The sequence below is a fragment of the Streptomyces sp. XY431 genome, assembly GCF_001279805.1.
Taxonomy (GTDB): Bacteria; Actinomycetota; Actinomycetes; order Streptomycetales; family Streptomycetaceae; genus Kitasatospora; species Kitasatospora purpeofusca.
In genome coordinates this window covers 1-10,601 of the sequence record NZ_LGDO01000149.1, presented here as the reverse complement: position 1 = coordinate 10,601, position 10,601 = coordinate 1, and the positions used below count along the sequence as shown (strand labels likewise).

The window sequence follows — 10,601 nt, the reverse complement described above, 5'->3', positions numbered from 1 at the left end:
CAACGACACCATCACCGCCCACAGCACCGGCTGCACCACATCCACCCGCGCCAACAGCACCTCAGAACCCAAAGCCTCCACCAACGACCAGTCCACATACGGCGCCAGAGCCCGCTCGCACTCCCCCATCCGCCCCGCGAACACCTCCGACCCCGCCAACAACCCCACCGCCATCCCCACCCACTGCGAACCCTGACCCGGGAACACCAACACCGAACGACCTTCGACCGGGCGGCCGCCGTCCCACGCTCCCGAGTCGTCGTCGGCCATCTGGCCCAGCAGGGTGCGGAGTTGGTCCTGGTCCCCGACCAGTGCCTTCCGGTACTCGAAGGCGGTGCGCGCGTACAGGGCGGACCCGATGTCGCGAGGGTCGGCCACGGGGCCGCGGTCCAGGTGGCCGCGCAGACGGTCGGCCTGGAAGCGCAGTGCCCGCGGGCTCCTCGCCGACAGCAGCCAGGGCACCGCCGGCAGGGGAACGCGTTCGGCCTGCGGGTCGTCGTCGTCCACGGGGGTGTGTTCGAGGATGGCGTGGACGTTGGTGCCACTCAGGCCGAAGGAGGACACTCCGGCCCGGAAGGGGCGACCGTGGAGCGGCCAGGGCTGCTGCTCGGTCGCGAGGGCCAGCGCGCCGCGCGTCCAGTCGACGTGGCCGGAGGGCCTGCCGACGTGCAGGGTGCGGGGCACCTGCCCGTGGTGCATGGACAGCACCGTCTTGATGACCCCCGCCACACCCGATGCCGCCTGGGCGTGACCGAGGTTGGACTTGAGGGACCCGACCAGCAGGGGCCGTTCGGCGGGCCGGTCCTGACCGTACGTGGCCAGCAGCGCCTGCGCCTCGATCGGGTCGCCCAGCGTGGTACCGGTCCCGTGCGCCTCCACCACGTCCACCTCGGACGCGGACAGCCCCGCGTCCGCCAGCGCCGCCCGGATCACCCGCTGCTGCGACGGACCGTTGGGGGCGGAGAGTCCGTTGCTGGCGCCGTCCTGGTTGACGGCGGAGCCGCGTACCACCGCCAGGACCGGGTGTCCGTTGCGGCGGGCGTCCGACAGCCGCTCCAGCAGCAGGACGCCGACGCCCTCGCCCATGCCCATGCCGTCGGCGTCGTCCGAGAATGCCTTGCAGCGGCCGTCCTCGGCGAGTCCCCGCTGCCGGGAGAAGCTGATCAGGGCGCCGGGGGTCGCCATCACGGCGACGCCGCCGACCAGGGCGAGCGAGCAGTCGCCGCCGCGCAGCGCCCGGCCCGCGACGTGCATGGCGACGAGCGAGGAGGAGCAGGCCGTGTCGATGGTCACGGCGGGGCCTTCGAGGCCCAGGGTGTAGGCGACCCGGCCGGACACGACGCTGGGTGCGCTGCCGGTGAGCAGGTGGCCGTCCCCCTCCTCCGACCGGGCGACGACGGCCGCGTAGTCGGCGTAGTTGACACCCGTGAACACTCCGGTGCGGCTGCCGCGCAGGGCGGCCCAGGTGGTTTCCAGCAGCAGCCGCTGCTGCGGGTCCATCGCCAGGGCCTCGCGCGGCGAGATGCCGAAGAACTCCGCGTCGAACTCGGCCGCGTCGTGGAGGAAGCCGCCGCGCCGGGTGGTCGAGGTGCCGGGGCGGTCGGGGTCGGGGTCGTAGAGGGCTTCGACGTCCCAGCCGCGGTCGGTGGGGAGATCCGAAACGGCGTCACCGCCGTCGGCGAGCAGGCGCCACAGGTCTTCGGGGGTGCCGATGCCGCCGGGGAACCGGCAGGCCATGGACACGATCGCGATCGGCTCGTCGTCGGACGCGGGCGTGTGCGCGGCGGTGTCCGGGTCGTCGGGGCGCGGCTCGCCGGCTTGCCGGCCGAGCAGTTCGGCGCGGATCTCCCGGGCGAGCGCGACGGACGACGGGTGGTCGAAGACCAGGGTGGACGGCAGCCGCAGTCCGGTGGCGGTGTTGAGCCGGTTGCGGAGTTCGACCGCGGTGAGGGAGGCGAAGCCCAGGTCCTGGAAGGCCGCGCCGGGCCGGATCGCGTCCACCGAGGGATGGCCGAGGACGGCTGCCGCGTGGGTGCGCACCAGGTCGAGCAGCAGGCGGTGCTGCTCGGATTCGCCGAGGGCGGTGAGCCGTTGGCGCAGCAGTGCGGCGGCGGGTGCCTCCGTGTCGCCGGTCGCCGCCGCCAGCGCGCGGCGGGCTTCGGGGATGCCGGTGAGCAGCGGGCTGGGGCGGGTGGAGGTGAAGACGGCGGCGAAGCGCTCCCAGTCGACGTCGGCGACGGCGAGTACAGTCTCGTCGTCGTCCAGCGCCTGTCGCAGGGCCTGGACCGCGAGGTCGGGGGCGATCCGGGGCAGGCCGTGCTGCTCCAGTTTGAACAGGTCGGCGTCCTCCCCGGCGACGCGGTCCGGGTTCTCGGCCTGCCAGATGCCCCAGTCGACGGTGGTGGCGGTGAGGCCGCGGGCCCGACGATGCTGGGCCAAGGCGTCGAGGTAGGCGTTGGCGGCGGCGTACGCGCCGTGGTCGCCGCTGCCCCAGACCCCGGCGATCGAGGAGAACAGGACGAAGGCGTCGAGTTCGCGGTCGAGCAGGGCGTCGAGGTGTTCGGCGCCGGCGGCCTTGGCGGCGACGATCTGTTCGAAGGCGGACATCGGTGTGCCGTCGAGGGGGGCGAGCGCGACGAAGGCGGCCGCGTGGACGACCGCGGTGACCCGGTCGCCCGCCGCCTCCAGGCCGGTGAGCAGCGCAGCCACGGCCCGACGGTCCGCCAGGTCGCAGACGGGCAGGGTCAGTCGTACGCCGAGGACGGCCAGTTCCGCGGCGAGTGCGGCCGCGCCGGGTGCTTGGGGGCCGCGCCGGCCGGGCAGGACGAGGTGGGTGGCGCCACTGCGGGCCAGCCAGCGGGCGAGGTGCGGGCCGACGGCTCCGGTGCCGCCGGTCAGCAGGACGGTGCCGCGGGGCTTCCAGTGCTCCGGACGGGCGTCGTTCCTGGGGGCGCGCCGGAGGCGGCGGGCCAGCAGGCCGGCGGGGCGCAGGGCGAGCTGGTCCTCGCGGCCGACGCCGTCCGTGCCGGTGCCCGCGCCGGAGGCCGTCAGTAGGGCGGCGAGCCGGGTCCTGGTGCGGGCGTCGAGGTCCGGCGGCAGGTCGACGAGTCCGCCCCAGCGGGCGGACTGTTCCAGCGCGGCCACCAGTCCGGTGCCCCAGACCAGTGCCTGGCGGGGGTGGGTGACCGGGTCGTCGGGGCCCGTGGACACGGCCCCGGCGGTGACGCACCAGAGGGGCGCGGTGAGGGCAAGGTCGCCCAGGGCCTGCACCAGGGCGACGGTGAGTGCCGTCCCGGTGGGCAGGGCCGGGTGGTCGGGGTGGGACCGGTCGGCGGCGGCCAGCAGCGACAGCACGCCCGTCGGGACGCGGTCGCCGAGGGCGGTGGCGAGCGTGTCCGCGAGGTCCGTGCGGCGGACGGCACCGTCCGTGAGTTCGGCCGTGACGACGGTGGCGCCCGCTTCGGCGAGGGCGAGCAACGGCCCGCGCACCTGTGCGTCGTCGTCGTGTCCGGCGGGCAGGACGACGAGCCAGGTGCCGGCGGCGGCGGTGGCGGCCGGCGGGTCGGGCAGGGGCTGCCAGCCGATGCGGTAGCGCCAGGAGTCGATGACGCTCTCGTCGCGCCGCTGTTTGCGCCAGCCGCGCAGGGCCGGCAGTACGGGGGCGAGGGCGTCCTCGTCGACGGCGAGGTGGGCGGCGATCTCGGCCGGGGCGTCGTGGTCGACCATGTGCCAGAAGGCCGTGTCGTGCGGGTCGGCGGCGGCCGGTCCGGCGTCGGGTGCCGTGTCCGGCTCCAGCCAGTAGCGCCGCAGCTGGAAGGGGTATCCGGGCAGGGCGGTCGGGCGGGCGCCGGTGCCGGCGTACACCGCGGACCAGTCGACGGCCGCGCCCGCCACCCACAGTTCGGCGGCCGACTGCAGGGCCCGGCGCAGTCCGCCGTCGTCGCGGCGCAGGGTGCCGACGACCACGGGCGGCTCCGCGGCTCCGGTGGCCTCGGCGGTGTCCTGGAGGGCCATGGTCAGCACCGGGTGCGGCGACACCTCGACGAAGACCTCGTGGCCCTGCTCGACCAGGGAGCGTACGGCCGCGTCGAAGCGGACGGTCCCGCGGAGGTTGCGGTACCAGTAGTCGGCGTCCATGGCCGTGGTGTCGAGCCGGTCGCCGGTGACGGTGGAGAACAGCGGGATCCGGGCCGGGAGCGGGCGTACGCCGGCCAGTGCCGCCAGCACCTCGGACCTGATCCGTTCGACCTGGACCGAGTGCGAGGCGTAGTCCACGGGTACGGACCGGGCCCGCACGCCCTGGGCGGCGCAGTGGGCGAGGAGTTCGGCCAGGGCCCGGGTCTCCCCCGAGACCACCACGGCGGCGGGCCCGTTGACGGCGGCCACCGACAGCTTCTCCGCCCAGGGGGCGATCTCGGCGCGGACCCGGTCCTCGGGCAGGGACACCGCGACCATGCCGCCGAGTCCGGCCAGCGCACGGATGGCCCGGCTGCGCAGGGCGACGACCTTCGCCCCGTCCTCCAGGCTCAGCGCTCCCGCCACCACGGCGGCGGCGATCTCGCCCTGGCTGTGCCCGACCACGGCGTCGGGCCGGACGCCCCAGGACTCCCAGTGCGCGGCCAGTGACACCATCACCGCCCACAGCGCCGGCTGCACCACGTCCACCCGTTCCAGGGAGGGTGCCTCCGGGGCACCCTCCAGGACGGCGGGGAGCCGCCAGTCGACATGGGCGGACAGGGCGGCGTCGCAGGCGGCGAGGCGGTCCCGGAAGACGGGGCTGGTGGCGAGCAGGTCCCGTGCCATGCCGGCCCACTGGGAGCCCTGGCCCGGGAACACCAGTGCCGTGCGGCCCTCGACGACCCGGCCGGTGCCCACGACGACGTCGGCGGGCGCGGCCGGGTCGGTGGGGAGGAGGTCAGTGCCCGGTCCGGACAGGGCGGCGAGCCCGCTCAACAGTGCGGGACGCCCCTCGCCGATCACCACGGCCCGGTGTTCGAAGGCGGACCGGGTGGTGGCCAGCGAGAACCCGATGTCGGCCGGCCGTGCGGGCGCGTCCACGGCAAGCCGGGCGCGCAGCCGGGCCGCCTGGTCCCCGAGCGCGGACGCGGTGCGCCCGGACAGCACCCAGGGCAGCACGGCCCCGGGCGCGCCCGGCCCGGGCGCGGTGTCCGGCCCGTCGGTGACCGCTTCCGGCCCGTCGGCCGGTTCCGGCTCCGGTGCCTGTTCGAGGACGATGTGCGCATTGGTGCCGCTCATGCCGAACGAGGACACCCCGGCCCGGCGCGGCCGGTCGACGGCGGGCCAGTCGCGGGCCTCGGTGAGGAGTTCGACGGCGCCCGAGGACCAGTCGGCGTGCGGGGTGGGCGCGTCCACGTGCAGGGTGCGCGGCAGCACGCCGTGCCGCAGCGCGAGCACCGTCTTGATGACCCCGGCGACTCCGGCGGCGGCCTGGGTGTGCCCGATGTTCGACTTCAGCGACCCCAGCCACAACGGGCGGTCGGCGGGCCGGTCCTGGCCGTACGTGGCCAGCAGCGCGTCGGCCTCGATCGGGTCGCCGAGGGTGGTGCCGGTGCCGTGCGCCTCCACCGCGTCCACCTCGGACGCGGACAGGCCCGCGTCCGCGAGCGCCGCCCGGATCACCCGCTGCTGCGAGGGGCCGTTGGGGGCGGTCAGGCCGTTGCTGGCGCCGTCCTGGTTGATCGCCGAACCCCGCAGCACGGCCAGCACCGTACGGCCGTTGCGGCGCGCGTCCGACAGCCGCTCCAGCAGCAGCATCCCCACACCCTCGCCCCAGCCGGTGCCGTCCGCGGCCGCCGCGAACGGCTTGCAGCGGCCGTCGGGGGACATCGCGCCCTGTCGGCTGAACTCGACGAACACCGCCGGCAGCGCCATCACACTGACCCCGCCGGCGAGGGCGAGCGAGCACTCACCGGCCCGCAGGGCCCGCGCCGCGAGGTGCAGCGCCACCAGCGAGGCCGAACAGGCGGTGTCCACGGTGACGGCGGGGCCTTCGAGACCGAGCGCGTAGGACACCCGCCCCGACATCACGCTCATGGAGTTCCCCGTCATCAGGAACCCCTGGACGGCTTCGGCGGCGCCGGAGCCCAGCGTGGCGTACCCCTGGTCGATCGCCGCGGCGTACACCCCGGTACGGCTGCCCCGCAGGGTGAGCGGGTCGATGCCGGCCTGCTCGACGGCCTCCCAGGACGCCATCAGCAGCAGCCGCTGCTGCGGGTCCATCGCGACCGCCTCACGGGGCGAGATGCCGAAGAACCCCGGGTCGAAGTCCGCCGCGCCGTCCAGGAACGCCCCCTGTCCGGGGACCGCGGTGCCGGCGGGCCAGGCGGCCTCCCAGCCCCGGTCGCCGGGGACCGGCGAGACGGTGTCGCGGCCTTCGGCGAGCAGTTCCCACAAGTCCTCCGGGGTGCGGACACCGCCGGGGAAGCGGCAGCTCATCGCCACGACCGCGATCGGCTCGCTGGTGCGGGCCTCGGCCTCCCGGAGCCGCTGCCGGGTGTCCCGCAGGTCGATGGCCACCCGGTTGAGGTAGTCGCGCATCCTCTGGTCGCTCACTGGACACCGCTGCTTTCGTCTCGGGCTGTTCGGGTCCCGTCCGGGGCTGCGCGGAGCGCGTGGACGGTGGGGAGGACGGCGGGGAGGGCGCGGGGCTCGTGGTCGGCGCGAGCCGGTGCCCCGGTCATGCGGATCCCAACTGCCGGTCGATGTAGTCGAACATCTCGTCGTCGCTGGCCGCCTCGATCAGCTCGGGGGCCAGGTCGTCCACGTCGCCCGTGCGGTGGACGGGGGCCGCCGGCGCCCCGCCGGGCAGCGGGCGGGACAGCACTTCCCTTATCCGGGCGGCGAGTTCGTCGCTGACGCCGTCCGGCGGCAGGGCGTCCAGCAGGGTCTCCAGGGTGTCGAGCCCGGCCCGGACCGCCGAGTCGGCCGACGGGCGGGCGGCGACGGCCCGCTCGGCGAGGTGGCGTGCCAGTGCCTCCGGGGTGGGGTGGTCGAAGACGAGCGCGGCCGGCAGCCGCAGCCCGGTCGAGGACATCAGCCGGTTGCGCAGTTCGACCCCGGTGAGGGAGTCGAAGCCGACGTCCTTGAACGGGCGGGCCGGGCGGATCAGGTTCGGCGAACTGTGGCCGAGCACCGCCGCGGCGTTGCCGCGCACCAGGTCGAGCAGGGTCCGGTACAGCTCGGCCTCGGGCAGCTCGGCGAGCTGCCGCGCCGCCGAGAGGGCCGGTGCCGCGGCGGAGGCGGCGGCGGTACGGGCGGGGCGCACCAGGCCGCGCAGCACGGCGGGCAGCCGGTCGTCCGCCCGCAGCACGGACGGGGCGATCCTGGCCGCGAGCCGGTAGGCGTACGGGGAGTCGAGCGCCGCGTCGAACAGGGCGAGGCCCTCCGCCGAGGTCAGCGCGCCCGCCCCGGTGCCCCGGCCCGCGGTGACCGCGGCGGTCATCCCGCTGCGCTCCTCCCACAGGCCCCAGCCGATGGACAGGCCAGGCAGCCCCTCGGCCCGGCGCTCGGCGGCGAGGGCGTCCAGGACGGCGTTGGCGGCGGCGTAGTTCGCCTGCCCGGCCGCGCCGAACTGGGCGGCGCCCGAGGAGAACAGGACCAGCGCCGCGAGGTCGAGGTCCCGGGTGAGTTCGTGCAGGGCCAGCGCCGCGTCCGCCTTGGGCCGCAGGACGCGGTCGAGCCGGTCCGGGGTCAGCCCGGCGATCGTGGCGTCGTCCAGGACCCCGGCCGCGTGCACGACGGCGGTCAGCGGGTGCGCGGCGGGCACCGACCCGAGCAGGGCGGCGAGCGCGTCGCGGTCGGCGACGTCGCAGGCCGCGACGGTCACCGACGCGCCGAGGCCGGTCAGTTCCCGCACCAGCTCCGGCATGCCGTCGGCGGACCCGCCCCGGCGGCCCGCCAGCAGCAGGTGCCGGGTGCCGTGCGCGACGACCAGGTGCCGGGCCAGGAGCCGTCCCAGGGTGCCGGTGGCCCCGGTGACCAGGACGGTCCCTGCGGGGTCCGGCGGAGCGGGCAGCAGCAGGACGTTCTTGCCGACGCCGCGGGCCTGGCCGAGCGAGCGCAGCGCGGCCGGGGCCTGCCGGACGTCCCAGCCGGTGACGGGCAGCGGACGCAGCACTCCCTGCTCGAACAGGCCCAGGACCTCGGCGAGCATCTCGCCGATGCGCTCCGGACCGGCCTCCATCAGGTCGAACGCCCGGTAGCGCACGCCGGGGTGCTGCCTGGCGACCGCCTCGGGCTCGCGGACGTCGGTCTTGCCCATCTCCACGAACCGGCCGCCGTTCGGCAGCAGCCGCAGACCCGCGTCGACGAACTCCCGCGCCAGACTGTCGAGTACCACGTCGACCCCCCGCCCGCCGGTGGCGGTCAGGAACTTCTCCGCGAAGTCGGTGCTGCGGGACGAGGCGATGTGCGCGTCGTCCAGTCCGCCGGCCCGCAGGACGTCCCACTTGGCGGGGGAGGCGGTCGCGAACACCTCGGCGCCGGCGTGCCGGGCGAGCTGCGCCGCCGCCGTGCCGACACCGCCGGCCGCGGCGTGCACCAGGACCGATTCCCCGCGCCGCAGTCCGCCGAGATCGAACAGACCGTAGTAGGCGGTGAGGAACACCACCGGCACGGACGCGGCGCGGGCGAAGGACCAGCCCGCGGGTATCCGGGCGACGGTGCGGCGGTCGGCGACGGCGGTCGGGCCGAACGCGCCCCCGAAGATCCCCATCACCCGGTCCCCCGGTGCCAGGTCGTCCACGCCCGGGCCCACCTCGACGACGGTTCCGGCGCCCTCGCTGCCCAGGCCCTGCTGCTCGGGGTCGGGGTCCAGGCCGAGCGCGGCGATGACGTCGTGGAAGTTCAGCCCGGCGGCGCGCACCGCGATCCGCACCTCGCCCTTGCCCAGCGGGGCGAGGGCCGCGGGGGCGGGCTCCGCCACGATGTCCTCCACGGAGCCCCGGCCGTCGGTGGTGAGACGCCAGGCGGCGCCGTCCGGCAGGGACAGCGTGCCGTCCGGCCGTCCGCCGCGGACCAGCCGCGGCAGTAGCGGCGGGCCGGTCCGCAGCGCCAGCTCGGGTTCCCCGGCGGCGAGCGCCGCGGGCAGGGCGTCGGCCGGCTCGCCGTTGCCGGGCGTGTCGACGAGGACGAAGCGCCCGGGGTGCTCGGCCCGCGCGCTGCGCACCAGGCCCCACAGGGCGGCCTGGGCGGGATCGACGGGACGGTCGAGCGGGCCGGTACGGACCGCGTCCCTGGTGAGCAGGGCCAGCCCGGCCGCGGCGAACCGCTCGTCGGCCAGCCACTGCTGGACGAGGGCGAGGCCCTGGTGCGCGGTGGCGCGGACCCGGTCGGCGGGGGCGGGCAGGTCGGCGGTGGCGACGGCCGCCACGATCACCTCGGGGAGGGCGGTGCCCGCTGCGAGGGCGGCCCCCAGGGCGTCGAGGTCCGGCCACGACTCCGCGCCGGGGACGGCACCGCCGAGGGCGGCCCAGGTGGGCACGGCGCTGTCGGCCTGCTCGGTGGCCGGGGTCCAGTCGAGGCGGTACAGCAGGTCGGCGTGGGCGGTCGCGGAGAGCGGACCTCCCGCGGCCGGCGGCCGCAGCAGCAGTGCCTCCACGCCGAGGACCTGCCGTCCGGACAGGTCGTGGGCGTGCAGGGTCACGGCGTCCGGCGCGTCCGCGGCGAGCCGCACGCGCAGCGTGGTGGCCCCGGTGGTCCCGCCGGTCACACCGCTCCAGCTGAAGGGCAGCCGGGCCCGGCCGTCCTGGTCGGGCAGCAGCGCGGCGGTCTGGAGGGCCGCGTCCAGCAGCGCGGGGTGCAGCACGCACCCCGCGGCGTCGGCGTGCTGCGGCTCCGGCAGCACCACCTCGGCGAACACCTCGCCGCCGCGGAGCCACGCGGCACGGATGCCCCGGAAGGCGGGCCCGTAGTGGTAGCCGGCCTCGGCGAAGCGCTCGTAGAGGTCGCCGGTGTCGACGGGTTCGGCACCGGACGGCGGCCAGCTCAGCAGACCGGCCGCGGCTCCCGCCGGGTCCCCGGCGGGCCGGGGTGCCAGGGTGCCGGTGGCGTGCTCGGTCCAGGGCGCGTCGGCGTCCCGTGTCGTCCGGGCGAACACGCCGAGCCTTCGCCGGCCGTCGCCGTCGGGCACGGCCACCCGGAGCTGCAGGTGGACGGCCCCCTCGTCCGGGAGCACGAGCGCCGATCCGAGGGTGAGTTCCTCGACCACCGGGCAGTCCGCCTCGGCCCCGGCACGCAGCGCGAGTTCGAGGAAGGCCGTGCCGGGGAGCAGGACGACGCCCGACACCGCGTGGTCGGCGAGCCAGGGGTGGGTCCGCAGCGAGATCCGGCCGCTGAGCAGCAGTTCGTCGGAGTCCGCGACCTGCATCGCCGCGCCGAGCAGCGGGTGCCCGGTCGTGGCGAGACCGGCCGAGGCGACGTCCCGGCTCGTGGTCGGAACGTCGAGCCAGTAGCGGGTGCGTTGGAAGGCGTACGTCGGCAGGTCCACCCGCCGCGCTCCCGGGAAGGCACCCGACCAGTCCACCCCCAACCCCCGCTCCCACGCACGACCCACCGCACGCAGCACCTGCTCCGGGCCGCCC

The 10,601-nt window shown here is 76.3% G+C and carries 2 protein-coding genes; both read right to left on the bottom strand.

Going from position 1 to position 10,601, the window contains the following annotated elements:
• Positions 1-6,558, bottom strand: a 6,558-nt coding sequence (locus ADK60_RS17605; RefSeq protein WP_159400474.1) for a type I polyketide synthase, incomplete at its 3' end; no start/stop codon positions are given.
• Between the two features lie 139 nt (positions 6,559-6,697).
• The coding region (locus ADK60_RS17600) for an SDR family NAD(P)-dependent oxidoreductase (protein WP_234371127.1) at positions 6,698-10,601 on the bottom strand (3,904 nt) is incomplete at its 5' end.